The organism is Tessaracoccus coleopterorum (genome assembly GCF_011174705.1).
Classification (GTDB): Bacteria; Actinomycetota; Actinomycetes; order Propionibacteriales; family Propionibacteriaceae; genus Arachnia; species Arachnia coleopterorum.
On the sequence record NZ_JAANIJ010000001.1, the window covers coordinates 2,508,106 to 2,531,610 of the forward strand.

A 23,505-nucleotide genomic window follows, 5' to 3' on the forward strand; every position below is an offset into this window, starting at 1 on the left:
TCCGGATCATGTCGACCGACGTGCCGACCTCGTCGATCAGGACGGCGAACCGGGCCTCCGCGTCGCCTGCGGCCCGGCCGTCCACCGGGCGGAAGGCCTCGCCGTAGGCGAGGTATCCGGTTGCCCTGCGGTCGAGATCCAGGCCCGCCGCCCTCGCGACCGGGCCTGACAGGCCGTACGTGAGGCACATCTCGCGGTCGAGCACGGCGATCCCTGTGAAGCGCCCGGTGCCGGCGAGGACGCCCGGAGGTCGGCCGCGACCCGTGCGGCGTCGTCCAGCAGATCGTCCATCGCCTCCAGCCAACCCTCCGGTGCGTCGGCTGCCAGACCGCCCACCCGATTGAGCATGGGATGCACGCGATTACCCGCCCAGCCGAGCATCTGTCGGCGAATGGAATCGACGACTTCCCACAGCGCTGCGGCGATTCGATCGTCGGCCAGATAACTCAGAAAGGCCAGGTGTGAGTGGATTCGTGCCAGTTCCGCCAGGAGGGTGCGCAGTACCACTGCCCGTGGGGTGGGGGTGAGCCTCATCGCATTTTCAACTGTGAGAGTCAGGCTCAGTTCGCCGCTGGCGGCGGCGAGCCAGTCGTGCCTGTCTGCGAGCATGATCATCGATCTGTAGTCGCGCACCTCGAACAGCTTCTCTGCGCCCCGATGTCCGAATCCGGTCGTGACATCCGCGGTGGAGATCGCTCCTGTGTCGTCGCTGGAAATGTCGATGGTGATGATTCCGGTGCTTGTCGGATGACGATTTCCGAGTGAAACGGGAACATGGTCCGGCAGTGTCAACTCGCCGATCGTGAGCCTCTGGAGTTTCTGCATGAATATCCCTTGGATCTGCACCTTGTTGCTTGTAGGGTCACCATATCCAGTCATCCACCCAATTAGGAGTCACCATGGCACGCGAGATCCGCGTCATTCTTACCGACGACCTTGATGGCACTGCGGCCACCCAGACCGTCGAGTTCTCCATCGCCGGGAACGCATACAGCATTGATCTGAATGACGCCAACGTCGCCAAGCTCGAGGCGGCGCTCAAGCCGTTCATCGACAACGCCGAGAAGGTCCGCGGCGCCCGTCAGGGTGGGGCCCGCCGTCAGCCGGGTCGCGTCACGCGCGGCGGTACCACGGCCATCCGTGCCTGGGCCAGGGAGAACGGCCACAAGGTGTCCGACCGTGGCCGCATCCCTGCCGAGGTCCTCGCCGCCTACGAGGCCGCCAACTGATCGACGTTCGCGAGCGGTGAACCATGGATCGTTGGATCCCCGCCGAGCGTTAGTAAGCTTGGAAGTGTTTCTGCCAGGCATGCCACCATGTCGGGCAGCAGGAGGGAAGTTTCATGTTCGAACGGTTCACCGATCGCGCGCGGCGCGTGATCGTCCTTGCCCAGGACGAGGCGAAGCTGCTCAACCACAACTACATCGGCACCGAGCACATCCTGCTCGGGCTGATTCACGAGGGTGAAGGGGTTGCCGCAAAGGCCCTCGAATCCCTCGGCATCGAACTGGAGGCGGTCCGCCAACAGGTCGAGGAGATCATCGGCCAAGGCCAGCAGGTGCCGACGGGTCACATCCCGTTCACGCCGCGCGCCAAGAAGGTTCTCGAGCTCTCGCTGCGCGAGGCGCTGCAGATGAACCACAACTACATCGGCACGGAGCACATCCTGCTCGGCCTCATCCGTGAGGGCGAGGGGATCGCGGCGCAGGTGCTCATCAAGCTCGGTGCGGACCTGGGACGGGTGCGCAGCACGGTGCTGCAGCTCATCACCGGCTACCAGGGGCGCGAGGCCACGATGTCCGGGGCTCCCGAGGCGGGCCCGGAGAAGGGCAACTCGCAGATCCTCGACCAGTTCGGCCGCAACCTCACGCAGGCGGCGCGCGAGAACCAGCTCGATCCGGTGATCGGGCGCACGAAGGAGATCGAGCGCGTGATGACGGTGCTGAGCCGTCGCACCAAGAACAACCCGGTCCTGATCGGCGAGCCCGGTGTAGGCAAGACAGCGGTGGTCGAGGGCCTTGCCCAGGCGATCGTCCGCGGCGACGTCCCGAGACGCTGCGCGACAAGCAGATCTACACCCTCGACCTCGGCGCGCTCGTCGCAGGTTCCCGCTACCGCGGTGATTTCGAGGAACGCCTGAAGAAGGTGTTGAAGGAGATCAAGACCCGCGGCGACATCATGCTCTTCATCGACGAGATCCACACCCTCGTGGGTGCGGGTGCCGCCGAGGGCGCGATCGACGCGGCCAGCATCCTCAAGCCCATGCTGGCCCGCGGCGAGCTGCAGACCATCGGCGCCACCACGCTCGACGAGTACCGCAAGCACATCGAGAAGGACGCCGCGCTCGAGCGCCGCTTCCAGCCGATCCAGGTGGCGGAGCCGTCCGTCGCGCTCACGGTCGACATTCTCAAGGGCCTTCGCGACCGGTATGAGGCACACCACCGCATCACCATCACCGATGAGGCGCTGGCCGCGGCCGCCACCATGGCCGACCGCTACATCCAGGACCGTTTCCTGCCCGACAAGGCGATCGACCTGATCGACGAGGCGGGTGCCCGGTTGCGCATCCAGCGGATGACCGCTCCGCCCGACCTGCGGGAGTTCGACGATGCCATCGCGGCCAACAAGGTCGAGAAGGACGCGGCGATCGACGCCCAGGACTTCGAGCGGGCGGCCCGCCTGCGTGACGAGGAGCAGAAGCTCCGCGCGCAGCGTGCCGAGCGGGAGGAGGCCTGGAAGCAGGGCGACTCCGACATCCCCGCCGTTGTCGGCGAGGAGGAGATCGCGGTCGTGCTCTCCGGATCCACCGGCATCCCGGTGTTCAAGCTCACGGAGGAGGAGTCGCAGCGACTGCTCCGCATGGAGCAGGAACTCGGCAAGCGCTACATCGGCCAGCACGACGCGGTCAAGGCGCTCTCCCGCTCGATCCGCCGCACCCGCGCCGGGCTGAAGGACCCGAAGCGTCCCAGCGGTTCGTTCATCTTCGCCGGTCCGTCCGGCGTCGGGAAGACGGAACTCACCAAGGCGCTCACCGAGTTCCTGTTCGGTGACGAGGATGCGCTGATCACCCTCGATATGAGCGAGTACTCCGAGAAGCACACCGCATCGAGGATGTTCGGTTCGCCACCCGGGTACGTCGGTTACGAAGAGGGCGGCCAGCTCACCGAAAAGGTGCGGCGTAAGCCGTTCTCGGTTGTCCTGTTCGACGAGATCGAAAAGGCGCACCCGGACATCTTCAACTCGCTGTTGCAGATCCTCGATGAGGGTCGTCTCACCGATGCGCAGGGTCGGGTCGTCGATTTCAAGAACACGGTCATCGTGATGACGACCAACCTCGGCACGAGGGATATCTCGAAGTCGGTCAACCTCGGCTTCGCGAAGGCCGGTGATACCGAATCCAGCTACGAGAAGATGAAGGCAAAGGTCTCCGACGAACTGAAGCAGCACTTCCGTCCGGAGTTCCTGAACCGCGTAGATGAGATCGTCGTGTTCCACCAGCTGTCGCAGGCCGATATCGAGCGGATCGTCGACCTGATGGTCGCGCAGATCGAGATGCGGCTGAAGGACAAGGACATGGGCATCGAGCTCACGCCCGCGGCCAAGACGCTGATTGCGAAGCGTGGTTTCGATCCGGTTCTCGGGGCCCGGCCCCTCCGTCGCGCCCTGCAGCGTGACATCGAGGACATCCTCGCGGAGAAGATCCTGTTCGGGGAGCTTCAGGCCGGGCAGATCGTCCAGGTCGACGTCGCGGAGGAGGGCTCGGAGTCCCCGTTCAAGTTCCAGGGTGTCGCCAAGGCCGACGTGACCGAACTGGCACCGGTGATCGAGGGCGAAACGGGAGCCTGATCCCGGACGCGAGGGGTGGACCGCCACGGTCCACCCCCTTTCGCGTCCCTGCAGACAGGGCGGCTCCCCGGTGTCCGGGTCGGGATCAGCAACAGGGCCGATGTCGGCTACGGGTTGGTGAACGGCGTCAGGCGAGGGCGCGGATGAGGGCGACGACCAGAGCCAGTACGGCCGCCCCGAGCACCACGGTGGTCACGACGAGGGGAGGAGGCCGTCGGGCAGCTTGACCGTGCCTGTCGTGAGCGAACTGTGCGTGTAGCGGTACCGCTGCCGCGACCAGAATCCGATCGTGATGCCGGCCGCGGCGCCCACGATGGCGCAGATCCAGCTCGCCAGCCCCAGAATGTCCGACTCCACCCTTGCATAGACGAGCGCGCCGACGGCGATCGAGATGGCGGTGCGTTGCCAGGCGAGCCGTGTCCTCTCGGGCTGCAGGCCGGGGTCGAAGGGCGCCCCGCTCATCGCAGCAGGAATGCCAGGACGACGAGCACCGTGCTGAGCGTCACGCTGACGGTGAGCGGGAGCCCGAACGGCGACGGGGGAGCGGTGTTCCGGAGCGCAGCGCCCTCTCGTTCCTGGTCCAGCCGAGGTAGGCGAGCGGGGTCGCGATCACCGAGGTCAGCATCAGCACGAGCGCCGCAGCCAACCGGAGGCCCTCGTGGAGCCCGAGGCCGAGTACCTCCAGCGCGATGCCGCCGGCCAGCAGGGCGAGCGAGGTGCGGATCCAGGCCAGGAAGGTGCGCTCATTGGCCATCGTGAACCGGGGATCCGGCTCGGATCCGGTTCCGTACACGAACCTGGGGAAGCGCTGCCTTGCCATGATCGTCACACTAGTGCCCGGGTCGGGCCGACGTGAACCGTTGGGCGGGACGACTACGGTGGCTGAGTGCTGTCCCGCCTCCGCGGCGCCTACGGGCGCGCTCTCACCCCCTGGCCAGGCTCCTGCTGCGCATGGGGCTCAGCCCCACGGCCGTGACCGTGGCCGGAACCTGTGGTGTGGTCCTCGCCGCGCTGACCCTGCTCCCTGCGGGCCGCCTGGCCGTAGGGCCGCCGTCATCTGTGTCTTCCTGCTCGGCGACGGGCTCGACGGCACCATGGCGCGGTTGGGTGGCAGGGAGACCCGGTTCGGGGCGTTCCTCGACTCCACCCTCGACCGGTTGGCCGACGCGGCCGTGTTCGCAGGCATCGTCGTCTGGGCGGCAGGCCACAGCCAGGGCTCGTGTGGCTGGGGCTCGGCGCGCTGATCTCGGGATTCCTCGTCTCCTATGCCCGCGCCCGTGCGGAGGCAGAAGGGTGGGACGCCTCGGTGGGGCTGTTCGAGCGGACCGACCGCCTCGTGATCACCCTCCTCGCCCTGTTCGTCGCGGGGCTCGGGTGGGGGACACCGCGCTCGTGGTGGGCCTCGCAGTGGTGTGCGTCGGCAGCGTCGTCACGGTGGGGCAGCGCGTCGCGGCCGCTAACCGCGCCGCGACGACTCCACCAGCGCCCGCGCGGCCCGCACCGTAGCGTCGATCAGGCGATCTGACGGCAGGTCGGATTCGAGGCGCTGGAACGCGGCCTCGAGGAGCCCGAGCGTGAGCGCGGACTGGATCCTGGCCTCCGTGGGGTCGGGCTCCAACTCGAGCCAGGCCGAACCCAGCGGATCGCGCAGGATCCGGTGGGCATACTCGGCGACAGCGGTGGTGGCGGTCGAGGTACCCGAGCCACGGGAGATGTCCATCAGCCAGCTGTGCCCGGTGCTGAGGGCCTGCTCGAGGTTGACCCGCACCCACACCACGATCCGTTCCCCGGGGTCGCTCACGGAAGCGAGCGCACCGGAGACGGCCTCGTCCCAGGCGGGGAGGTACCGCTCGAGCACCAGGCCGCGGAGGTCGTCGACACGGTCCACGTACCGGTAGATGGAGTTGCGTGCGATGCCTGCCGCCGAGCTGACCGCGCCCGCGGTGAGTGGGTCTCCGGCCCGCAGGATCGCCTCGGAGGCGTCCACGAGGGCGCCCCGCACCTGCTCGCGGTGTTCGGCGACGGTTGCAGCGGAGATTTTCGGCATGTGGCATTGTCTCACGCTGTTTGACGACAGGGTGTCGCGAACATACCATTGATAGCGACGACATGTCCCTAAAACCCAAGGAAAAAGAACAGCCATGAGCAAGGCCATCAAGACCCAGTACTTCCTCGCCTCCGCCTACACCGCCCTCGGGCTCGCCAGCGGACTCTTCTACCGCGAGTTCACCAAGTTCAACGGCTCTCCCGGTGGCACCCAGCTCGCGGTCGTGCACACCCACTGGCTGACACTCGGCGCCATCCTCGGCCTCATCTTCATGCTGCTCGAGAACCAGTTTGAGCTCAGCAGCCTCCCCAAGCGCTGGAAGGCCTTCCTCATCACCTACAACGTGGGCGTGTTGCTCACGGGCTCCATGATGATCGTGAAGGGCTGCCTCCAGGTGCTCGGCAACTCCTTCGCCGACTCGCCCATGATCGCCGGCATGTCCGGCCTCGGTCACATGAGCGTGACCGCGGGATTCGTCCTGCTGCTGCTCATGCTCGGCAACAAGATCGGCTTCTTCGGAAAGGAACAGATCTGATGTCTGATCTCCGCCACGCCGACGCGGAAGCGACGCCGGCAATGGCGCAGACCCTGAGTGGGTCGCGCCGCTGGGTCGCCCTCGGCATCCTTGCCGTATCGCTCGGCATCGTGGTGCTTGACGGCACGATCGTGGGGGTCTCTCTCCCCGTCATCATCCGCGACCTCCAGATGTCGCTCACCAACGCCGAATGGGTCAACAGCCTCTACTCCGTGGTCTTCGCGGCGTTGCTGCTCACCGCCGGGCGCCTCGGTGACCGCTTCGGGAGGCGCACGACGCTCATTGTCGGCATCGCCATCTTCGCGTTCGGCAGCGTGCTCGCCGCCATGTCCGGCGGGGCCGCGGCCCTGATCGGGGCCCGCGCTGTGCAGGGGGTCGGCGGCGCCCTGATCCTCCCCTCTACGCTCTCGACGGTCAACGCCACGTTCCGAGGCAAGGACCGGGCCGTCGCGTTCGGTGTGTGGGGCGCCGTCATGTCCGGTGCAGCGGCTCTCGGGCCTCTGCTGGGGGGCTGCTGACCAAGTACGCCACCTGGAACTGGATCTTCTGGGTCAACGTGCCGATCGGGATCGTGCTGATCGTCCTCACGCTGCTCTTCGTCGACAACACCCGCGGCGACCGCGCGCTGGGCACCGATCTCCTCGGCCCGGTCCTCGCGGCCGTCGGGTTCGGCGCGCTGGTGTTCGGGCTCATCGAGGGTGCCAACCTCGGCTGGTGGAAGCCTGAGGCCGTGCTGGAGCTCGGCCCGATCACCTGGGGGATGGACGCGGCCGTCTCGGCGGTGCCTGTCGCGCTGCTGGTCGGAGCCGTGTTCGTTGCCCTGTTCATCGCCCATGAGAGCAGGCTGCGGGCGTCGGCATCCTCGATACCTCGCTGTTCAGCATCCCCAGCTTCGCGTGGGGCAACGTGACGGCCGGGCTGGTCGCCGTCGGCGAGTTCGCCCTGATCTTCGTGCTGCCGCTCTACCTCACCACCACGCTGGGCCTCGACACCCTGGGTGCGGGCCTGGTGCTCGTCACCATGGCGCTCGGTGCGTTCGTCGCGGGCGCCTCAGCCCGCCACCTCGCCGCGGCGCTCGGCGCCGCCCGCGTCGTCATCCTCGGCCTCGTCCTCGAGGTCGTCGGGTGGCCGCGACCGCTGGCTTCGTCGCGGTGAAGTCCGGCTCCCTGTGGGTCGCCCTGACGATGCTCGTCTACGGTGTCGGGGTCGGTCTGGCCTCGGCGCAGGTGACGTCGCTGGTGCTGGGCGACGTGCCCGTCGCCCAGTCGGGCGCGGGATCGGCCGTCCAGTCGACGGTCCGTCAGGTCGGCTCGGCGCTGGGCGCCGCGATGGGCGGAACGGTCCTGACCGGGGTGCTCGGCACACACATCCTGCAGCAGGCCACCCCGACACGATGGCCCACGCCAGCGCGTGGGCGGTCGCCGCGGCGGCCGTCGTCCTCTCGTTCGGCCTGATCGCCGCGCTGCGCCTCAAGGCCACCGTCCGCCACGGCTCCGCCGCTGCCATGGAGGAGACCCCGGCGCACTGAGGGTCAGGCCGGCACCGGGGCCCCGGTCGCCAGCCTGACGCGCACGGTGGGGGTCGCGACCCGGTCGGGCGACGACACCACCGCACGCTGCCCGTCCGGCAGCCGCACGCCGATCTCGACGTCGTCGACGGTGTAGCCCTGGTCGAGCACCTCGACCTCGGCACCGTCGGCGTCCATCGTGAGCGACCCCGGAAGCACCGCGAGGATCTCGCCGGTCGTGAGCGATCCGGGCCAACCGAGCGCCCTGGCCGTCGCCTCCGTGATGAACGCCCTGGCCCCCAGGAAGGCGGCAACCTCACGCGAGGCCGGGGCGTGCCGCAGCGTCTCAGGGTCGGCAACCTGTAAGAGGTGGCCCTCGCTGAGCACCGCGACGCGGTCGGCCACCGTGTAGGCCTCCTGATGATCGTGGGTCACGTGGACGGCGGTCGTGCCCGTCTCGCGGAGGATCCGGGCGAGGTCCACGGCGAGCCGACGGCGCAGCCCCGTGTCCAGCGCGGACAGCGGCTCGTCCAGCAGGAGCGCCCTGGGCGACGGGGCGAGCGACCGCGCCAGAGCGACCCGCTGCGCCTGGCCACCCGACAGCTCCGTGGGCCGGCGGTGGCCGAGCCCCGGAAGCCCGACCAGTTCCAACATCTCCTCGACCCGGGCGCGCTGTTCGGCCCTACCCAGCCTGCCCAAACCGTAGGCCACGTTCTTTGCCACCGTCATGGTCGGGAACAGCTGCGCATCCTGGAACACCAGCCCGAAGTTGCGCTTGAACACCTTGACGCCGGCGAGGTCGTTGCCGTCCCAGAGCACCGACCCGGCGGTCAGTGGCTCGAGCCCGGCCATGGCGCGCAGCAGGGTCGACTTCCCCGAACCCGACGCGCCGAGCAGCCCGACCACCGTGCCCGGTTCGACCACCAGGCTCACACCGTCGACGGCAACCGTCGCGCCGTAGCGCACCTGCACCCCGCGCACCTCGAGACCCGCTACCACGTCGATACCTCCTGGGCCGCAGCCGTTCGGCCGCCGCCATCGTGAGCCCCGCCAATACTGCCAGCAGCACAGAGGCCGCCAGCGCCATGCCGTAGGTGTCCGACCCGGGGCGGCCGAACAGGCGGAAGATGAGAACCGGCAGCGTCGGGTTGTCGGGCCTGGCCAGGAACGATGTCGCTCCGAATTCGCCGAGCGAGGTGGCGAACGCGAACCCCGCCGCCAGCCCCAGGCCTCGCCACAGGTGGGGCAGCTCGATGCGCAGCAGCACCCGCAGCGGCCCGGAGCCGAGGGTGGCGGCCGCCTCCAACTGCCCGGGGTCGACGGCACGCAGCACCGGAAGCAGGATCCGCACGATCAGCGGCAGCGCCACGACGGCCTGCGCGACGGGGATCAGAACCAGGCTGGATCGCAGATCCAACGGGGCCTGTTGAGCGTGATCAGGTAGCCGAAGCCGACGGTGACGGCCGAGACCCCCAGCGGGAGCAGGAAGAGCGACTCGAGCGCAGCCAGCCCCGCGCGGGGAGCCTGCCGTGCGGTCGCCGCGACGCCACGAGGGCGACCAGCACACCCAGGGTGACGGCGATGCCGGTCGCGGCGAGAGCCGTCACCAGCGATGTCCCCGTGGCGCCCCACAGAGTCGCACCCATCGCACCCTCGGTGGCGAGCTGGGTGAAGTTGGCAAGGGTCAGCTCCCGCCGCGGTGCAGGGAGCGCCACAGCAGGTTCGCCAGCGGCAGCACAAGCAGCCCGGCCGTCACTGCGAGGGTCACCGTGAGCGCGCCCCAGTCCCGCCGCACGACGAGTGGCCGCCCGGCGGCCGGGTCGGGCCGGAGCCGCAGCGCCGTCGTCGTGCGCGCCTGCGCGGCACCGCTCAGCCACAGGGCGAGGGTGACGATCACCAGCTGCGTGACGGAGAGGGCCGCGGCCGCGGGCAGGTCGAGCAGTTGGGTGGTGAGGAACCAGATCTCGGTCTCGATGCTCTGGTAGGCGCCCTGCCCGAGCACCATCACGATGCCGTACGACGAGGCGCTGAACAGGAACACCAGCGATGCGGCCGACACGATCGCCGGCGCGAGGGCCCGCAGCGTCACGGTGACAAGCACCCGGGCGGGGAGGCGCCCAGGGTCGCTCCCGCCTGGGCGGGCCGTGGATCGAGTCGCTCCCACATCGTCCCGACGGTGCGCACGACCACGGAGTAGTTGAAGAACACCATCGCCAGGACGATGGCCGCGGGCGTGCCTGCGAGCCCCGCCCAGCCGAACGGCCCGTCGGGCCGCAGCAGCGCGCCGAACGCGACCCCCACCACGACGGTGGGCAGCACGAACGGGATGCCGACCAGCGCCCGCAGCGCGCCGCGCCCGGGGAACCGCGTGCGGTACAGAAGGTACGCGCCCGGGAGACCGAGCCCGAGGCACGCCAGGGTCGACACCGACGCCGAGGCGAGCGTGAACCCGACCGCGCGCCACGTGCGGGCCGACGAGAACACCGACCGGAAGCCCTCCATGGTCCACCCGGTGCCGTCATGGAAGCCACGCAGGATCAGGTTGGCGGCGGGCCAGGCGAAGAAGACGCCGAGGAAGGCGAGCGGGACGGCGGCCGCGACGGCCCAGCCGGCCCGCCAGCCGACGCGGCTCACCCGATGGCCTCGGTCCACTCCCGGATCCAGTCGTCCCGCTTGGCGCCGATGGTGTCGGCGGGCACATCGATCGGATTGTCCGACAGCGGCGCGAAGCGGGCCCAGTCGACGGGCAGCTCGACGGTGGTGTCCACCGGGTACATGTAGAGGTTCTCGGGGACCGCTGCCTGGACCTCCGGGCTCAGCAGGAAGTCGATGAACTTCTCCGCACCCTCGGGTTGGCGGCGCCATTGAGGACACCGGCGTACTCCACCGCGCGGAAGCAGGTGCCCAGCAACGCCTGCGTGGTGGAGGTGTCGCCGTCGAGGGTGTAGGCGGGGAGGTGGCGTAGCTCAGCACGAGCGGCCGCGGGCCCTTGCCGTCGGCGCCGGAGAAGTCCGTGTAGTAGGCCTCGGTCCAGCCGGAGGCGATCTTCACGCCGTTGTCCTTCAGGTCCCGCCAGTAGTCCAGGTAGCCGTCCTCACCCATCTGGCCGATGGTGGCGAGCAGGAACGACAGCCCGGGGCCGACGACGCAGGATTGGTGACGACGAGCAGGTCGCGGTACCGCGGGTCCGTGAGGTCCCGGAGCGTCCGGGGGATGGCGAGGCCCCTGTCCTCGAACCAGGCCGTGTCGGCGTTGATGCACACATCGCCGAAGTCGACGGGAGTCAGGTGCGCGGCGGCGAACCGTTCCGCCGAGGCGGGTAGCGCGCTCGAGGTGTAGTCGGCGAGCACACCCTCGGAAGCGGCCCGCGACGCGAAGGTGTTGTCGATGCCGTAGACGACGTCGCCGAGGGGCGAGTCCTTGGTGAGCACCAGCTGGTTGACCAGGCTGCCCGAGTCGCCCGGGGCGACGTAGGTGACCTCGTAGCCGGTCTGCTCGGCGAAGCTGGTGAGCAGCTCCTCCGGAAGAGTGAAGGCGTCGTGGGTGACCACCGTCAGCTTCTTCGACGGCTCCGGTGCGGTCCCGGACGAGGTGCCGGCCCCGCCGCAGGCTGACAGCGCGACGGCGGTGAGGCCGACCAGCGCGATGGTTGAGAAACGTGTCATCGGTTTGTCTCCTTATCGGAGGCCCGGCGCGCGCCGGGGAGGTCCCACTCCCTACGCCGGTGTTAACCGGATCAGGTTCGAGGGTCTGCGGTCCCAGCCCGCACTCTCAGCGCCCCGTGGCGCTCCCCTGTGATGCGTCGCCAACACTAGCCCAACCGCGACGCGACGGATCAGCCCGTCTCGCTGACGCGCATCAGGGCATCGCGGATCTGGCGCGCCCGGGTGGGGCCGATGCCGTCGATCTCCATCAGCACGGTGGTGGAGGCACCGAACAGCTCCTGCAGGGAGAAGGCATCGATCAGCTTCGACACGAGTGAGGCGGGGAGGCGGCCCATGGTGGTCAGGAGCCGGATGCCGCGCGTGTCCAGGTGCTGCTCCAGATTGGGGTTGGGCCCGAAGCCGAGCCGCTCCGCGACCAGTTGCCCGCTGAAGAGCTCGTCGTGGGAGAAGTTGTGCAGCGTGCCGAGGTCGAACTCGTCGGGGTCGGCGACGTTGGGGCGTAGTCCTGTTCGATGAGGTCTCCGAGACCGGAGAAGTTGGCCGCCAGCTCGGCGTGCTGCAGTGCGACCATCCGGCCCTCGACACCGAGGAGGTCGATGTGGAACTGCATCTCCGAGCTGAGCCGGCGGGCGAGCTCGAGGCGGTGGGCCACCTGGGTGAGGTCACGCAGCGTCACCTGTTCGCCCATCTCCAGCGCGGAGAACTGCTCCAACAGCTCCGTCAGTCGCGTCGAGACGCGTGAGAGGGCCGCCAGCGTCTGGTTGGCCCGGCTGATCACCTGCTGCACGGTCTCCACGACGTGCCGGTGCCCTCGTAGAACACCGAGATGGTTCCCATCGACGCCGACACAGTCACGACGGGCAGACCCGCGGCCTGAGACGTGCGGTCGGCGGAGCGGTGGCGGGTGCCCGTCTCCGCGGTGGGCAGGTCGCCCGCGGGTACGAGGTGCACGCCCGCCGCGACGATCTGGGACAGGTCGTTGGAGAGAACGATGGCCCCGTCCAGCTTCGCCAACTCGCGCAGGGCCTGTTCGGTGCAGTCGACGCCGATCCTGAAGCCGCCGGAGCTCACGTGTTGGACGTGCTGGTTGTTGCCGAGCACGATGAGGGCGCCGGTGCGGCCGTGGAGGATCCGGTCTAGCCCTGCCCGCAGCTGCGTGCCGGGGCCAGCAGCTTCAGGTAGCGGCGGACGGTTGACTTCGCCACGGATGTGCCTCCTCGGATCGGGCCCAAGTCTAGTGTTCCTGCGGGGGCGCGCGTGGCCGTGCGGGACGCATCGGTTTGACCCTGACGCGACGTGAGGGTTTAGCGTCGTGGCCATGAACGATACCCAGTCCCTGATCCAGGCCCTCGGCAGCCCCGTGGGCACCGAACGTCGGCACGCGGCGCTTGCGCTCGGCACCGTCCGGGACGGCGCCGTCGCGGAGGCCCTGGTGGAGCGGATCCGGGTGGAGCCCGACTCCTGCGTCCGTGAGGACCTCACCTGGGCCATCGTGCAGCACGCCTCCGACGCCGGGGAACTGCTCGGCTCCATGCTGGGAAGCGATGAGGCAACCGACCGCCGCACCGCCGCCCACGTGATGAGCAAGGTGGGCGACCCGGACCACTTCGAGCGCCTGAGCCCCTGGTCGGCGACCCACACGCCGACGTCGCCATCAAGGCCTACCGTGCCGCCGTCAACACCGGCGGGGCGCGCGCCGTCGAGGTGCTCGCGACGCGGATCGGCGACGGCGACCTGCTGCAGCGCGATGCCCTGAGCAACGCCTTCGCCGCGGTGGGGGAGGCATCTGTGCCCGCGCTGGTGGCCGCGCTCCGGAGCGACCGCGTCGGGACCCGTGAGCACGCCGCCGAGGCGCTCGGCCACCTTGGAATGGACGCCGTCGGCGCCGCCGATGCGCTGGAGGTCGCCGCTGCCGATGCGGACCCGAGGTGCGGATCGCGGCCGTGGCCTCGCTCGGTCAGCTGGGTGAGGATGCGACCGGGCACCTCGGAAGGCTCGCAGCCTCCTCGGGTGACACCGTCGTAGCGGCAATGGCCCGCCGCTACCTGGCCTGACGGTCCGCGACCAGGCGACGCGCGAGCAGCCGGGTGCGCTCATCGGGGAGCCGACAGCCTCCCCGATGGCGCGCCCGGCCGCCTCATCATCGACCTGCCCCAGCGCGGCGAGCGCCGCGAAGCGCACCTCCGGATCCGGGTCCGCGAGCGCGACCGCGAGTGCGGGCACCGAGGCCGGGTCGGCCAGCAGCCCCAGGGCGTCGGCCGCCGCCTCCCGGGTCGTCGGATCCTCGGCACCCAGAGCGCCGACCAACCCTGGGAGCGACCCGGGAATGCGGGCCAGCGAAGCGACCACCTCATCCCTGACCCGGGCCGGGGCTCGCGGAGCGCCTCGACCAGTGCAGTGACGGCCTCGTCGCCGCCAACCTGCCCGAGGCTGAAGGCCGCCTTCGCGGCGACCCGCTCGTCGGTGTCGGCAAGCAGCTCGACGAGGGTGCCCGCCGACGCCGCGTCGCGCAACTTTCCCAGCACGTGTGCGAGCGCGTGGCGTGACTGCGCGTCTCCGCCCCGCATCCGCGCGATCAGTTCGCCGCGCGCCTCAGGCTGCTGCACGACGGCCCATGTCGCGGTCTCCCTCACCCCGGCCACGGGGTCGCTCAGGAGGTCGATCAGCACGTCGACCGGCGCGGCCTCGGGGTCGGTGAGCATCGCCCGGAACCGGACGGCCGGGTCGGGGTGCCGGAGCCGTTCGGTCAGGGCGATCGCGGCGAGCACCTCGTCCCACCCGCGTCCGCGGCACCCTGAAGGCGGCGCAGCGTCGCGAGCAGCCTCTGCTCCTCGGCGATCCGGTCCTCGACCACGGCGGCGTGCCTGCCCAGCAGCGCGGAGGCGTCGACGCCCTCGTCGAGTGCCGCCGCTATCTCGGTGAGCGACAGGCCGAGCGACTTCAGGTTCTGGATTGCGAGCAGCCGCCGCAGATCATCGCGGGAGTAGAGCCGGTAGTCGACGTCGGTGCGGCCGCTGGGAGTGAGCAGGCCGATCTCGTCGTAGTGCCGCAGCGTGCGGTGTGTGAGCCCGTCCGGGAGGCGACCTGCCCGATGCGCAGCCACTCCTCCACGGGTTAGCCCCCAGGATCTTGTCGTACATGCCGAGCGCATCGAGGGCGTCGATCAGCGAACCGACCTCCAGCACCTGCATCCCGCCCAGGCGGGCACCTTCACGGTCACGTCGCGTGAACCGCGCGGCACAATGGCCCGGTTGATGCCCAGCCTGGCGGCCTCCGCGAGCCTGTGCTCCACGCCGGGCACCCGGCGCAGGTCGCCCGCGAGGCCCACCTCGCCCAGTACGGCAACCCGGTCGGTGGGTTGCCAATCCAGCCCGCCGACGCCACAGCCACGGCAACCGCGAGGTCCACCGACGGATCCGTGATGCGGGCGCCGCCCACGGTGGAGACGTATACGTCGGCGTTCGAGACCTTCAAACCCACCTTGCGCTCCAACACGGCCAGCACCATCGAGATCCGGGAGTTGTCGAGGCCATGGGTGGTGCGCCTCGGGGAGCTCGGGTTGGGCGCTGTCGCCACCAGCGCCTGGATCTCGGCGAGCAGCGGGCGGCGGCCCTCTAGGGTGACCGTCACGCACGTGCCTGGCACCGGCCCGGAGTGCGGGGTCGTGAAAAGGCCCGAAGGGTCGGGCACCTCGACGATGCCGCTCTCGCTCATCTCGAAGCAGCCCACCTCATCGGCCGGGCCGAAGCGGTTCTTGGTGGCGCGCACCATCCGGAAGCCGGAGTGCCGGTCGCCCTCGAACGTCAGCACCACGTCGACGAGGTGCTCGAGCGTGCGCGGGCCTGCGATCGAGCCCTCCTTCGTGACGTGCCCCACGACGATCACCGCCATGCCCTCCCGCTTGGCCACCCGGGCCAACGCGCCGGTCACCTCGCGCACCTGGCTGGGCCCGCCAGCGGCGCCGTCGGCCTCCGAGGCGGAGATCGTCTGGACCGAGTCGACCACCAGCAGCGTCGGCCCGACGGCCTCGATGTGTCCGAGCACCGTGCCGAGATCGTTCTCGGAGGCCAGGAACAGCCTGTCGTCCATCGCGCCGGTGCGTTCGGCGCGTAGCCGCACCTGCGAGGCGGACTCTTCACCGGAGATGTACAAGGTGGTCTGCCCGGAGCGTGCCCACTTGGCGGCCACGTCGAGCAGAAGTGTCGACTTGCCGACGCCGGGCTCGCCGGCGAGCAGGATGACGGCGCCCGGCACCACGCCGTCGCCGAGCACCCGGTCGAGTTCGGCGATCGTCGTGGGCCGACGGACTGCCTTGTCCGTTGGCACCTTCGAGATGGGCACCGCCTTGTCGGCGGGCACCAGGGCAGCGACCGACTTCAGTTGGGGGCGCTCCGCTCGACGACGGTGCCCCAGGCCTGGCACTCGCCGCAGCGCCCGACCCACCTGATCGAGGTCCAGCCGCACTCCGTGCACGCGTACGTGTCCTGCTTCTTAGCCACATGCGAGAGCCTATGCGACGGCACCGACACCGGCGGAACGCGGAGGCGGCCCGGACACCAGGTGTCCGGGCCGCCTCCGCGTTCGGTGTGGTCGATCAGATGGTGACGGGCTCACCGGCCGCGTTACGGAACGTGACGCTGTTGATGCCGGGGGTGCCGCGGGGGCCACCAGGTCGAGCTCGACGCCGTCGAGCTCGGCGCCCACCTCGGTGCCGAGCCACTCGGAGAGCCGGTCGGCCGAGCCGGAGATCTGGATCGAGTCGACGGAGACGTCACCTGGGAGCGCGGCGGGGCGCAGCGAGTCGTCCGACTTCCACTCCAGGAAGTAGGGCAGCTGCGGGTCGGCGATCAACCCACGGATGCCGATCTGGACCCATTCGAGCCTGCGGCCGTCGGGGAACAGGCGGGAGCCCGGGACCGCTGAGCGCTCGAGGCGCAGCTCGAAGGGGGCGATGTCGGGGACGCTCACCACCCAGCCGAGCCAGCCGCCACCCATGTTGGAGCGGGCCCGCACGGCCTGGCCGAAGGCGGCCTTGTCGGCCGCCGGGTGGTCGAGGACCTCGACCACCTCGATGTAGCGGGCATCGGTGAGGGGAATGATGTGGTTACGCGTGCCGAACCGCGGGTGGAACCCGCCGTCCTTGTACTCCGTGCCGAGCGCGTCGGCGAGGCGGGCCGCCTCTGTCTTGAGGCCGTCCGGACCGGTCGCGAAAATCAGATGGTCGACGTGCATGTGGCCATTGTCGCCCCAGGACGCCCAGCCGCGAAATCGGACGGATGCGGAAGCGAACTGCGCCCTCCGAACGCGGCCCGCGGGTAGGGTGGATGGCGTGTCACGCTCGAAGATCCTTCTCTCGACCACCTCGGTCTTCCCTGAGGCGTCCACCAGCGCGTTCGAGCTGGCCGCAGACCTCGGGTTCGACGGCATCGAGCTGATGGTCGGTGTCGATGCGTTGTCGACCGACATCGACTCGGTGGAGAAACTGGCGGGGTACCACGGCGTGCCCGTTCTCTCGGTGCATGCGCCCACGTTGCTGGTCACCCAGTCGACCTGGGGGTCGGACTCCTGGACAAGCTCCGTCGTTCGGGTGAGGCCGCGCTCCGGCTCGGCGGCGACGTGGTCGTCGTCCATCCGCCGTTCCGCTGGCAGCGCGACTACGGCGCCGGCTTCGTGGCGGGCATCAAGGAGCTGAACGCCGCGGGCACCGTGAAGTACGCCGTCGAGAACATGTACCCATGGCGCACCCCGGTAGGCACTTCCAGGCGTACCTGCCCGGCTGGGACCCCACGGCATACGACTACGACCATCTGACCCTCGACCTGTCGCACGCGTCGACCTCGCAGCGCCAGTCGCTCGACCTCATCCACGCCTGGGGGACGCGCCTGGCCCATGTGCACCTGACGGACGGCCGCGGCTCCTTCAAGGACGAGCACCTGATGCCGGGTGAGGGTGACCAGGCCGCGTGGGAGGTCGTCGAATACCTCGCCCGCACCGGTTTCGAGGGGCACATCGTGCTTGAGGTGTCGTCGCGGCGGGCCCGCTCGCGGCACGAGCGCGAGTCGCTCCTCGGAGAATCGCTGGAGGGGATCCGCAAGGCCTTCGCGGCAGGGCTGGTGGCGCGGAGTTGATGTCGACAATCAACACGGCCGCGCGCCGGGTGATCCGGTCGCGGTCCGTGCAGCAGGCCGCCATGAACAGCGGCGTCGCCGAGGAGTTCGCCAAGGGCTACGTCGCGGGCCGCGACGCGGCCGAGATGGTCCAGGTCGCCGCGAAGCTGCACCGTCAGGGCTGCTCGCCTCGTTGGCGTACCTGCCGCGCTCCGACGACGAACTGGAGACTCCGGGGGCGCTGCAGACCGCGGTCGGGTTGCTCGGGAGCCTGGCCGATGGCGCCGAGATCTCCGTCAAACCGTCGTCCCTCGGGTTGCGTTCCGACGAGGCCAGCGCGGCGGCGCGGCTTGAGGATCTCTGCGCGACCGCGCGCTCCAAGGGGCCCACGTGACCCTCGAGATGCAGGGGCTCGAGCTGTACGACAAGACGTTGAGGCTGTGGAGCGGGGCCCGCGCCGCCCACCCCGACCTCGGGCTCACCCTGCCCGCGGACATCCGGCGGACCGAGCGCGACGCGTCGGCCCTGGCGGCCGACGGCGCCCGGCTGCGCCTCTGCATCGGTTCCTATCCCGTGGCGCGGGGCGCCGGATACCGCTCGGAGCGGGACAAGTCCAAGGCGCTGGTGCGCTGCATCCGCCGGGTGATGGAGGGCGGCGGGTACGCCATGGTCGCGTCCCACGACCCGACGATCATCGACATCACGCAGGATCTGGCCGCCCGCAACGCGGTGGCCGGGTTCGAGTTCCAGATGTTCTACGGCGTGCGCCCGCTCGAGCAGCGCAGGCTCGCCGACGTCGGGTGCCGCTCGCGCACCTACCTGCCGTTCGGCCCCGCCTGGTTCGAGTACCTCACCACGCGGATCGCGGCCCGACCGCGGACGCTGTTCAGCTACCTCAGGGCCGTGGGGACAAGCGGTGACCGCAGCGGAGGGCTCGACACGGCCGGCGCTGAGGCTGTTCGGCGTCGAGATGGCCATCGTGCTGCTCCTGTCGCTCGGGCGCTCGGCGATCTACTCGGTGCTGAGCATCATCGACAAGCTGACCCGTGGCCCACGGCTCTCGGACCAGACGACCACCATCAACCCGGCCCAGACCCCTGACCGGCCGTGGCTCGATGCGATGTACCAGGTGGCCAACCTCGTACTGCCGTTGATGCCCGTCGCGTTGTGCCTCTACCTCCTCGCCACGGTGTACCGCCCCGCCGAGGGTCCGTTCCGGGTGATGGGCTTCGATCTGAGGCGCCCGGGCAGGGACCTCCTGCAGGGGTTTGCCATCTTCGCGGGCATCGGCACCCTCGGCCTCGCGTTCTACCTGTTCGCCGTCGCCATCGGGATCAACACCCAGATCAACACGTCCGGCCTCCAGTTCACGGCGTGGAACGTCACGGTGCTCATCCTGCGGGCCGTGATGAACGGGGTGCTCGAGGAGGTCGTGATGATCGGCTACCTCTTCACCCGATGGGCGCAGGGCGGCGGCCGGATGTGGGTGATCGTCGTGGTCAGCGCCGTCATCCGGGGCGGCTACCACCTGTACCAGGGCTTCGGTGGCTTCATCGGCAACCTCGTGATGGGCCTGGTTTTCGGTTGGCTCTTCCTGAAGGTGCTGAAGGGCCGGGTGATGCCGTTGGTGGTGACGCATTCGCTGCTCGACATCTTCTCCTTCCTCGGGGCGCCGCTGCTGCCCTGGCTCATGTCGCTGATCGGACGCTGAGCCGGCCGACCCCTGACCCGGGACCACAACCCGCGTGGCGGGCCTCCCGGTGGTTGCGGGCCTGTTCGCGCTCCGCTGGGACGGTGAACGCCCCTGTCGGCCGTTCGGCCTAGAATCGGGGCCATGCGTGTTGGACTCTTTGGCGCGACCGGACAGGTCGGCGGCGTTATGCGTCGCCTCCTGGAGGAGCGCAACTATCCCGTTGACCAGATCCGCTACTTCGCCTCGGCGCGGTCGGCCGGAAAGAAGCTGCCGTGGCGTGACACGGAGGTGGTGGTCGAGGACATCGCGACCGCCGACTTTTCGGGCCTCGACGTCGCGATCTTCTCTGCGGGAGGTTCGGCTTCGAAGGAGTACGCCGAGAAGGTCGCCGCGGCGGGTGCGACCGTCGTCGACAACTCCAGCGCCTGGCGGATGGACCCCGGGTGCCGCTGATCGTCTCCGAGGTCAACCCCGGTGATGTCGCGGCCGCCGAACTCGGCATCATCGCCAACCCGAACTGCACCACGATGGCGGCGATGCCGGTCATCAAGGCACTGCACGACGCTGCGGGCCTCGTGGCCATGCAGATCACCACCTTCCAGGCCGTCTCCGGCTCCGGGCTGAAGGGCGTCGAGGCGCTCGCCAACCAGATCGGCGAGATCGAAGACCCGCGCGTCCTCGCCCACGACGGTTCCGCCTTCCGGCCCGCCGACACCGCCCCTACGTGGCCCCCATCGCCTACAACGTGGTCGCCCTCGCGGGGAGCCTCGTCGACGACGGCGAGGGTGAGACGGACGAGGAGAAGAAGCTGCGCAACGAGTCGCGCCGCATCCTCCACCTTCCCGACCTGCTGGTCGCGGGCACCTGCGTGCGGGTGCCCGTGTTCTCCGGCCACTCGCTGAGCGTGCACGCCCGCTTCGATCGCGACATCACACCCGAGCAGGCCCGAGAGGTGCTGGCCGCAGCACCCGGCGTCGAACTTGTCGACGTGCCGACCCCGCTGATGGCGGCAGGTGCCGACCCGTCGTTCGTCGGGCGGATCCGCCAGGATCGCTCGGTCGAGGGTGAGAAGGGTCTCGTGCTGTTCATCAGCAACGACAACCTACGCAAGGGTGCCGCCCTCAACGCGATCCAGATCGCGGAGCTGCTGGTCCGATGAGGATCGCGGTTGTCGGTGCGGGCGCGATGGGGGAGGCTCTGCTCGCCGGCTGGATCGAATCGGGAGTCCCGGCGTCCGAGGTGGGCGTCGTCGATGCCTCCGCCGAGCGCGTGACGGAACTCGAGGAACGCCACGGCGTGAGCGGGATCGACCTCGCCGCGGCCGGTGCGGCCGACACTGTCGTGCTGGCGGTCAAGCCGTACCAGATGGGCGAAGTGCTCACTGCGCTCGCCGAGGTACTCGCCGACGGCACCCTCGTCGTGTCCATCGCCGCCGGTGTGACGCTCGCCCGGCTCGAGTCGGCGCTCCCAGGGGCACCGGTGATCCGCGTGATGCCGAACACCCCTGCGCTCGTGGGCAAGGGCATGGCCGGGGTCGTCCCCGGCGCCTCCGCCGACCGGGAGCAGGTGGCGCGCGTGTCCGCCCTGATGGATGCCGTCGGATCGTCCATCGTCACCGATGAAGCGCACCTCGACGCCCTCACCGCGCTGTCCGGCTCCGGCCCTGCCTACCTGTTCTACATCGCGGAGGCGATGATCGAGGCGGGCGTGCATCAGGGCCTCACCCGGGCCGAGGCGACTACGCTGGTCAACCAGACCTTCGTCGGATCCGCGGCCATGCTCGCCGACTCCGGTAGGTCGGCGACCGTGCTGAGGGAGATGGTCACCTCGCCCAAGGGCACCACCGCGGCGGCGCTCCGCGCGCTCGACGACCACGGGGTGCGCGCGGCGTTCCTCGATGCCGTCGAGCGGTGCAGCGTGCGCAGCGCGGAGATGGCCGCAGAGTGAACGCCGAGGCGTCCACCAACGGTCTGCTCCTGCGCACAATTGTCGGTTCACCGGCGTGCGCGTTAAGATTTGGTTTCTGACCAGCAATGCTGGTCACCACGAACATCCGGGGCGCAGCCTCGGCGATGAAAGGCACACAGTGGGTTCTGTTATCAAGAAGCGCCGCAAGCGGATGGCGAAGAAGAAGCACCGCAAGCTGCTGAAGCGCACGCGTATCCAGCGCCGCCGCGCCGGCAAGTAGTGCACCAAGCCCCGCGGGTCCTCGTTCTGACCCGGGTCGGCTGCCACCTCTGTGGGAGGCCGAGTCGGTGGTCAGAGCGACCTGTGGGGAACTCGGGTGGGCTGGCGCGCGATCGACGTCGACACCGACGAGCAGTTACGGGCGAAGTACACCGACCATGTGCCGGTTACCTTCGTCGATCAGGAACTGCTCGGCTACTGGTTCGTCGATGAGGTCGCACTGCGCGCTGCCCTCGCCAACGGCACCCCCGATCCATGACCGACGACTGGCTGCTGGCGCACCACTGAACGGAATCCTGTGACCGAGTCTTTGCATCCGATGTCCCCGGCATCCCCGCCTGAGTTCGAATCGACCAGCGGGTCCGTCACGTTCGTCGGGTCCGGGCCCGGTGACCTGGGGCTCCTGACGCTCTCCGGCAGCCGAGCCCTCAGGTTCGCAGACGTCATCGTCATCGACCAGGAGATGGACGTCGAGCACGTCACGTCGCTGGTCAGCGCCCATGCGCAGATCCGCGTGTCGAAGGGCGACGAGGACACCTCCCTCATCCTCCGCTCGATCGCGCAGGGGCTCAAGGTCGTGCGGCTGCACCGGGGTGACTACTTCACCGACGCCGACGCCGACTCGGTGCTCGCGGAAGTGCTCGGCGAGGCCGGCCTGCACGCGAACGTCGTGCCCGGCGTCAACCGCTGGAGCGCCGCGCTCTCCTACGGTGCCGTCACCGCATCGGCCACCTTCGCGGCCCTCGATGCGACCCTGGACGTGCCCGAGATCGGGAAGTGGCCGACGGCTGAGACGCTGGTCATCCGCGTCCGGGCGACCAGGCTGCCGCACTGGCCCGGGTCGCCGTGGAGCGCTTCGGCGCCGACGGTGCCGTCCTCTCCATGGAGCGGATGGGCACCACGGCCCAGGTCAGCGACCTGACCGTCTGGTCGGAGATCGACGACTCCACGGACGAGGAACGCTTCTTCATCGTCGGCCCCGGCATCGACGAGAAGCACCGCAGCAGGTTCTCCTGGTTCGAGGGCAAGCCGCTGTTCGACTGGCGCGTCATCGTGCCGCGCACCAAGGACGACCTCACGTCGCTCGTCGACGAACTCGACCACTACGGCGCCACCAGTGAGATCGTGGCCACCATGTCCATCGAGCCGCCCCGTACCGAGCAGGCCATGGAGAAGGCGGTCCGCGGGCTCGTCGACGGCCGCTACCTGTGGCTCGTGTTCACCTCGCCGCACGCTGTCGCCGCCATCTCGGAGCGGCTGACGGAGTACGGACTCGACTCCCGCGCGCTGTCCGGCATCAGCCTCGCCGCCGTCGGCAGCGGCACCACCGAGGCGCTCGCCCGGCTGGGGCTCGTGCCCGACCTCACCCCCATCGTCGAGAACACCACCGGCGCCCTCGCCAACGAGTTCCCGGCCTACGACGACCTGATCGACCCGCTCAACCGCGTCCTCGTGCCGAGCGCAGACGTCGCGGTCGAGCCGCTGCTCGTCGGCCTCAGCCGGCTCGGCTGGGATGTCGAGGAGGTCACCGCCTACCGCACCGTCCGCGCCGCCCCGCCACCGGCAGAGGTGCGTGACGACATCAAGACCGGCATGTTCGACGCCGTCCTGTTCACCTCGGCGACCGCCGTACGCAACATGATCGGCATCGCAGGCAAGCCCCATGCGGCCACCGTCGTCGCCGCGATCGGCCCGCCACCGCGGCGGCCTGCGAGATGCACGGCATGAGGGTCGACGTCGTCGCGGACACCCCGACCTTCGAGTCCGTCGCCGAGGGCCTTGCCCGGTTCGCCGACCGTCGTCGCGCCGACCAGCTCGCCGCCGGGCTCCCCACCACCAAGCCGTCTCAGCGCAAACGACGCAAGCGACGCAAGGTTGTTGAACCGACGGGATAGCCGAATAGGGTGAGTGGCGTGGA

Annotated in this window: 32 protein-coding genes, 9 pseudogenes and 1 riboswitch; of the genes and pseudogenes, 22 read left to right on the forward strand and 19 right to left on the reverse strand. The window is 69.5% G+C overall.

The features are described 5' to 3' along the window. Nucleotide 1: 1 nt before the first annotated feature. A pseudogene (locus tag G7085_RS35325) lies at nt 2-190 on the reverse strand (NADH-quinone oxidoreductase subunit D-related protein); the annotation flags it as partial. A gap of 709 nt (nt 191-899) precedes the next feature. Here G7085_RS35325 and G7085_RS16105 point away from each other — a divergent pair. Further along, nucleotides 900-1,229 (forward strand): histone-like nucleoid-structuring protein Lsr2, encoded by a 330-nt coding sequence (locus G7085_RS16105; RefSeq protein WP_197511733.1) that lies wholly within the window; start codon nt 900-902, stop codon nt 1,227-1,229. Between the two features lie 113 nt (nt 1,230-1,342). Further along, a pseudogene (locus G7085_RS16110) lies at nt 1,343-3,846 on the forward strand (ATP-dependent Clp protease ATP-binding subunit). Between the two features lie 192 nt (nt 3,847-4,038). On the opposite strand, the gene G7085_RS16115 reads toward G7085_RS16110, so the two are convergent. Both G7085_RS16115 and G7085_RS16120 read right to left on the reverse strand, forming a co-directional pair. Then, nucleotides 4,039-4,308, reverse strand: coding sequence for a DUF202 domain-containing protein (locus G7085_RS16115; protein WP_197511734.1), 270 nt, complete (start codon nt 4,306-4,308; stop codon nt 4,039-4,041). 40 nt (nt 4,309-4,348) lie between these two features. Then, complete coding sequence (locus G7085_RS16120) at nt 4,349-4,666, reverse strand: YidH family protein (protein WP_197511735.1); 318 nt, start codon at nt 4,664-4,666, stop codon at nt 4,349-4,351. Between the two features lie 58 nt (nt 4,667-4,724). Here G7085_RS16120 and G7085_RS16125 point away from each other — a divergent pair, with 58 nt between their 5' ends. Next, a complete protein-coding gene (locus G7085_RS16125) occupies nt 4,725-5,090 on the forward strand; it encodes a CDP-alcohol phosphatidyltransferase family protein (RefSeq protein ID WP_197511736.1) in 366 nt (121 codons plus the stop codon). Nucleotides 5,091-5,302: 212 nt separating this feature from the next. Here the strand turns inward: G7085_RS16125 and G7085_RS16130 are convergent, their stop codons facing one another. Continuing rightward, nucleotides 5,303-5,893 (reverse strand): TetR/AcrR family transcriptional regulator, encoded by a 591-nt coding sequence (locus G7085_RS16130; RefSeq protein ID WP_197511737.1) that lies wholly within the window; start codon nt 5,891-5,893, stop codon nt 5,303-5,305. A 94-nt stretch (nt 5,894-5,987) separates the two neighbouring features. On the opposite strand from G7085_RS16130, the gene G7085_RS16135 reads away from it, so the two are divergent. The 5 genes from G7085_RS16135 to G7085_RS16155 are packed head-to-tail and all read left to right on the forward strand — an operon-like array spanning nt 5,988 to nt 7,882. After that, nucleotides 5,988-6,428, forward strand: a complete 441-nt coding sequence (locus G7085_RS16135; RefSeq protein WP_197511738.1) for a DUF2871 domain-containing protein — start codon at nt 5,988-5,990, stop codon at nt 6,426-6,428. Continuing rightward, complete coding sequence (locus G7085_RS16140) at nt 6,428-6,946, forward strand: MFS transporter (protein ID WP_197511739.1); 519 nt, start codon at nt 6,428-6,430, stop codon at nt 6,944-6,946. Before G7085_RS16135 ends, G7085_RS16140 begins: the two co-directional genes overlap by 1 nt. Nucleotides 6,947-6,984: 38 nt before the next feature. Beyond that, complete coding sequence (locus G7085_RS16145; protein WP_197511740.1) at nt 6,985-7,338, forward strand: hypothetical protein; 354 nt, start codon at nt 6,985-6,987, stop codon at nt 7,336-7,338. After that, nucleotides 7,335-7,583, forward strand: a complete 249-nt coding sequence (locus tag G7085_RS16150; RefSeq protein ID WP_197511741.1) for a hypothetical protein — start codon at nt 7,335-7,337, stop codon at nt 7,581-7,583. The genes G7085_RS16145 and G7085_RS16150 overlap by 4 nt, the downstream gene beginning before the upstream one ends. Continuing rightward, nucleotides 7,553-7,882 carry a hypothetical protein gene (locus tag G7085_RS16155; protein ID WP_197511742.1) on the forward strand — a complete coding sequence of 110 codons (330 nt, stop codon included), beginning with the start codon at nt 7,553-7,555 and terminating at the stop codon, nt 7,880-7,882. The genes G7085_RS16150 and G7085_RS16155 overlap by 31 nt, the downstream gene beginning before the upstream one ends. 77 nt (nt 7,883-7,959) lie before the next feature. Here the strand turns inward: G7085_RS16155 and G7085_RS16160 are convergent, their stop codons facing one another. Further along, nucleotides 7,960-8,934, reverse strand: a complete 975-nt coding sequence (locus tag G7085_RS16160) for an ABC transporter ATP-binding protein (RefSeq protein ID WP_197511743.1) — start codon at nt 8,932-8,934, stop codon at nt 7,960-7,962. A 70-nt stretch (nt 8,935-9,004) separates the two neighbouring features. Further along, nucleotides 9,005-9,268: pseudogene (locus tag G7085_RS27005) on the reverse strand (ABC transporter permease subunit); the annotation flags it as partial. Between G7085_RS27005 and G7085_RS32935 the strand changes: the two are divergent. Further along, a complete protein-coding gene (locus tag G7085_RS32935) occupies nt 9,176-9,379 on the forward strand; it encodes a hypothetical protein (protein ID WP_331716054.1) in 204 nt (67 codons plus the stop codon). The pseudogene G7085_RS27005 and the gene G7085_RS32935 overlap by 93 nt on opposite strands. Here the strand turns inward: G7085_RS32935 and G7085_RS27010 are convergent. The 8 genes from G7085_RS27010 to G7085_RS27025 form a co-directional block, all read right to left on the reverse strand. Next, nucleotides 9,372-9,650 (reverse strand): ABC transporter permease subunit, encoded by a 279-nt coding sequence (locus G7085_RS27010; protein WP_231979607.1) that lies wholly within the window; start codon nt 9,648-9,650, stop codon nt 9,372-9,374. The genes G7085_RS32935 and G7085_RS27010 overlap by 8 nt on opposite strands. Next, entirely contained in the window at nt 9,620-10,036 is a 417-nt protein-coding gene (locus G7085_RS27015; RefSeq protein WP_231979608.1) for an ABC transporter permease family protein, read from the reverse strand. Before G7085_RS27015 ends, G7085_RS27010 begins: the two co-directional genes overlap by 31 nt. Then, on the reverse strand, nt 10,021-10,569 hold the full coding sequence (locus G7085_RS27020) for a hypothetical protein (protein ID WP_231979609.1): 549 nt from the start codon (nt 10,567-10,569) through the stop codon (nt 10,021-10,023). Before G7085_RS27020 ends, G7085_RS27015 begins: the two co-directional genes overlap by 16 nt. Then, nucleotides 10,566-10,703, reverse strand: a complete 138-nt coding sequence (locus G7085_RS16170) for a hypothetical protein (protein ID WP_197513102.1) — start codon at nt 10,701-10,703, stop codon at nt 10,566-10,568. Before G7085_RS16170 ends, G7085_RS27020 begins: the two co-directional genes overlap by 4 nt. Nucleotides 10,704-10,997: 294 nt before the next feature. Next, nucleotides 10,998-11,600 (reverse strand): thiamine ABC transporter substrate-binding protein, encoded by a 603-nt coding sequence (locus G7085_RS16175; RefSeq protein ID WP_197511744.1) that lies wholly within the window; start codon nt 11,598-11,600, stop codon nt 10,998-11,000. A gap of 31 nt (nt 11,601-11,631) precedes the next feature. Beyond that, nucleotides 11,632-11,739: riboswitch (TPP riboswitch) on the reverse strand. 31 nt (nt 11,740-11,770) lie between these two features. Next, nucleotides 11,771-11,935, reverse strand: coding sequence for a hypothetical protein (locus G7085_RS16180; RefSeq protein WP_197511745.1), 165 nt, complete (start codon nt 11,933-11,935; stop codon nt 11,771-11,773). 5 nt (nt 11,936-11,940) lie between these two features. Further along, nucleotides 11,941-12,396, reverse strand: a complete 456-nt coding sequence (locus G7085_RS16185) for a hypothetical protein (RefSeq protein WP_197511746.1) — start codon at nt 12,394-12,396, stop codon at nt 11,941-11,943. Further along, complete coding sequence (locus tag G7085_RS27025) at nt 12,375-12,920, reverse strand: diadenylate cyclase (protein ID WP_231979610.1); 546 nt, start codon at nt 12,918-12,920, stop codon at nt 12,375-12,377. Before G7085_RS27025 ends, G7085_RS16185 begins: the two co-directional genes overlap by 22 nt. Here G7085_RS27025 and G7085_RS27030 point away from each other — a divergent pair. Together G7085_RS27030 and G7085_RS27035 are read left to right on the forward strand one after the other, a co-directional pair. Next, the gene (locus G7085_RS27030) at nt 12,919-13,356 is read left to right on the forward strand and encodes a HEAT repeat domain-containing protein (protein WP_231979611.1); all 438 of its coding nucleotides are present in this window, start codon (nt 12,919-12,921) and stop codon (nt 13,354-13,356) included. The genes G7085_RS27025 and G7085_RS27030 overlap by 2 nt on opposite strands. Beyond that, entirely contained in the window at nt 13,305-13,625 is a 321-nt protein-coding gene (locus tag G7085_RS27035) for a HEAT repeat domain-containing protein (RefSeq protein WP_231979612.1), read from the forward strand. Before G7085_RS27030 ends, G7085_RS27035 begins: the two co-directional genes overlap by 52 nt. Before the next feature lie 156 nt (nt 13,626-13,781). On the opposite strand, the pseudogene G7085_RS35330 reads toward G7085_RS27035, so the two are convergent. The 5 genes and pseudogenes from G7085_RS35330 to G7085_RS16200 form a co-directional block, all read right to left on the reverse strand. Continuing rightward, nucleotides 13,782-13,949: pseudogene (locus G7085_RS35330) on the reverse strand (HEAT repeat domain-containing protein); the annotation flags it as partial. A 29-nt stretch (nt 13,950-13,978) separates the two neighbouring features. Continuing rightward, nucleotides 13,979-14,302, reverse strand: a pseudogene (locus tag G7085_RS35335) (HEAT repeat domain-containing protein); the annotation flags it as partial. Nucleotides 14,303-14,346: 44 nt separating this feature from the next. Beyond that, nucleotides 14,347-14,703: a MerR family transcriptional regulator gene (locus tag G7085_RS27045; protein WP_331715732.1), complete on the reverse strand. Its 357-nt coding sequence runs from the start codon at nt 14,701-14,703 to the stop codon at nt 14,347-14,349. Between the two features lie 34 nt (nt 14,704-14,737). Beyond that, nucleotides 14,738-16,099, reverse strand: a pseudogene (gene radA / locus G7085_RS16195) (DNA repair protein RadA); the annotation flags it as partial. Between the two features lie 95 nt (nt 16,100-16,194). Next, nucleotides 16,195-16,832: pseudogene (locus G7085_RS16200) on the reverse strand (VOC family protein). 112 nt (nt 16,833-16,944) lie between these two features. Here G7085_RS16200 and G7085_RS35340 point away from each other — a divergent pair. From G7085_RS35340 to G7085_RS16250, 11 genes and pseudogenes are all read left to right on the forward strand, one after another. Further along, nucleotides 16,945-17,728 (forward strand): annotated as a pseudogene (locus tag G7085_RS35340) (sugar phosphate isomerase/epimerase family protein). A 172-nt stretch (nt 17,729-17,900) separates the two neighbouring features. Further along, entirely contained in the window at nt 17,901-18,101 is a 201-nt protein-coding gene (locus G7085_RS16210) for a hypothetical protein (RefSeq protein ID WP_197511748.1), read from the forward strand. Nucleotides 18,102-18,109: 8 nt separating this feature from the next. Continuing rightward, the gene (locus G7085_RS27050; protein ID WP_231979614.1) at nt 18,110-18,808 is read left to right on the forward strand and encodes a hypothetical protein; all 699 of its coding nucleotides are present in this window, start codon (nt 18,110-18,112) and stop codon (nt 18,806-18,808) included. Continuing rightward, on the forward strand, nt 18,690-19,418 hold the full coding sequence (locus tag G7085_RS16215; RefSeq protein ID WP_231980577.1) for a CPBP family intramembrane glutamic endopeptidase: 729 nt from the start codon (nt 18,690-18,692) through the stop codon (nt 19,416-19,418). Before G7085_RS27050 ends, G7085_RS16215 begins: the two co-directional genes overlap by 119 nt. A 114-nt stretch (nt 19,419-19,532) precedes the next feature. Further along, a pseudogene (locus G7085_RS30850) lies at nt 19,533-20,559 on the forward strand (aspartate-semialdehyde dehydrogenase). Further along, nucleotides 20,556-21,347, forward strand: coding sequence for a pyrroline-5-carboxylate reductase (gene proC, locus G7085_RS16225; RefSeq protein WP_197511750.1), 792 nt, complete (start codon nt 20,556-20,558; stop codon nt 21,345-21,347). The pseudogene G7085_RS30850 and the gene proC overlap by 4 nt, the downstream one beginning before the upstream one ends. Before the next feature lie 139 nt (nt 21,348-21,486). After that, nucleotides 21,487-21,588: a 30S ribosomal protein bS22 gene (locus G7085_RS16230; protein ID WP_042842924.1), complete on the forward strand. Its 102-nt coding sequence runs from the start codon at nt 21,487-21,489 to the stop codon at nt 21,586-21,588. 96 nt (nt 21,589-21,684) lie between these two features. Next, a complete protein-coding gene (locus tag G7085_RS16235) occupies nt 21,685-21,846 on the forward strand; it encodes a glutaredoxin family protein (RefSeq protein WP_197511751.1) in 162 nt (53 codons plus the stop codon). A 60-nt stretch (nt 21,847-21,906) separates the two neighbouring features. Beyond that, nucleotides 21,907-22,509 carry an SAM-dependent methyltransferase gene (locus tag G7085_RS16240; protein ID WP_197511752.1) on the forward strand — a complete coding sequence of 201 codons (603 nt, stop codon included), beginning with the start codon at nt 21,907-21,909 and terminating at the stop codon, nt 22,507-22,509. Beyond that, nucleotides 22,434-23,315 carry a uroporphyrinogen-III synthase gene (locus tag G7085_RS16245; RefSeq protein WP_197511753.1) on the forward strand — a complete coding sequence of 294 codons (882 nt, stop codon included), beginning with the start codon at nt 22,434-22,436 and terminating at the stop codon, nt 23,313-23,315. Before G7085_RS16240 ends, G7085_RS16245 begins: the two co-directional genes overlap by 76 nt. Further along, nucleotides 23,312-23,482 (forward strand): hypothetical protein, encoded by a 171-nt coding sequence (locus G7085_RS16250; protein ID WP_197511754.1) that lies wholly within the window; start codon nt 23,312-23,314, stop codon nt 23,480-23,482. Before G7085_RS16245 ends, G7085_RS16250 begins: the two co-directional genes overlap by 4 nt. The last annotated feature ends 23 nt before the right edge of the window (nt 23,483-23,505 follow it).

What these genes read in the sequence shown, in the direction of transcription:
- G7085_RS16105 (WP_197511733.1), top strand. Translation starts at nt 900, where the DNA reads ATGGCACGCGAGATCCGCGTCATTCTTACCGACGACCTTGATGGCACT.
- G7085_RS16115 (WP_197511734.1), bottom strand. Translation starts at nt 4,308, where the DNA reads ATGAGCGGGGCGCCCTTCGACCCCGGCCTGCAGCCCGAGAGGACACGG.
- G7085_RS16120 (WP_197511735.1), bottom strand. Translation starts at nt 4,666, where the DNA reads ATGGCAAGGCAGCGCTTCCCCAGGTTCGTGTACGGAACCGGATCCGAG.
- G7085_RS16130 (WP_197511737.1), bottom strand. Translation starts at nt 5,893, where the DNA reads ATGCCGAAAATCTCCGCTGCAACCGTCGCCGAACACCGCGAGCAGGTG.
- G7085_RS16135 (WP_197511738.1), top strand. Translation starts at nt 5,988, where the DNA reads ATGAGCAAGGCCATCAAGACCCAGTACTTCCTCGCCTCCGCCTACACC.
- G7085_RS16140 (WP_197511739.1), top strand. Translation starts at nt 6,428, where the DNA reads ATGTCTGATCTCCGCCACGCCGACGCGGAAGCGACGCCGGCAATGGCG.
- G7085_RS16175 (WP_197511744.1), bottom strand. Translation starts at nt 11,600, where the DNA reads ATGACACGTTTCTCAACCATCGCGCTGGTCGGCCTCACCGCCGTCGCG.
- G7085_RS16180 (WP_197511745.1), bottom strand. Translation starts at nt 11,935, where the DNA reads ATGGGCCGCCTCCCCGCCTCACTCGTGTCGAAGCTGATCGATGCCTTC.
- G7085_RS27030 (WP_231979611.1), top strand. Translation starts at nt 12,919, where the DNA reads ATGAACGATACCCAGTCCCTGATCCAGGCCCTCGGCAGCCCCGTGGGC.
- G7085_RS27025 (WP_231979610.1), bottom strand. Translation starts at nt 12,920, where the DNA reads ATGGCCACGACGCTAAACCCTCACGTCGCGTCAGGGTCAAACCGATGC.
- G7085_RS27050 (WP_231979614.1), top strand. Translation starts at nt 18,110, where the DNA reads ATGCAGGGGCTCGAGCTGTACGACAAGACGTTGAGGCTGTGGAGCGGG.
- proC (WP_197511750.1), top strand. Translation starts at nt 20,556, where the DNA reads ATGAGGATCGCGGTTGTCGGTGCGGGCGCGATGGGGGAGGCTCTGCTC.
- G7085_RS16240 (WP_197511752.1), top strand. Translation starts at nt 21,907, where the DNA reads ATGTCCCCGGCATCCCCGCCTGAGTTCGAATCGACCAGCGGGTCCGTC.
- G7085_RS16250 (WP_197511754.1), top strand. Translation starts at nt 23,312, where the DNA reads ATGAGGGTCGACGTCGTCGCGGACACCCCGACCTTCGAGTCCGTCGCC.